At 28.7% G+C, this 247-nt stretch carries 1 protein-coding gene; it reads left to right on the top strand.

The genetic code is table 11. From position 1 onward, the window contains the following. On the top strand, positions 1 to 247 hold a 247-nt coding region (locus SB749_RS20370; RefSeq protein ID WP_410711909.1), incomplete at both ends, for an HNH endonuclease family protein.

The following is a 247-nucleotide window of genomic DNA, read 5'->3' as shown; positions in this document are numbered from 1 at the left end:
CTCAAACACCTAAGTTTTCTCTAGATACGCACGGTTTTCAGAGTGAAGAAGAATATTTAGAGTTTAAAGATACAATGGGAAACTTAACATTACTTGAGAAAAGTATTAACAGTTCAGTAAAAAATAGGAATATACTTGAAAAAATTAGTTTTTATGACAAGAGCAAATTCAAGATGACTAAACTACTAGCGACAGAAATTACATACAGTAATCAATTCAATAAAAAAGATATTGAAGCTAGAACTGA

Origin of the sequence: Brevibacterium sp. SIMBA_078 (assembly GCF_046534565.1) — a bacterium.
Classification (GTDB): Bacteria; Actinomycetota; Actinomycetes; order Actinomycetales; family Brevibacteriaceae; genus Brevibacterium.
Note: the sequence above shows the minus strand (reverse complement) of the source record. Positions and strands in the feature narration are given on the sequence as shown.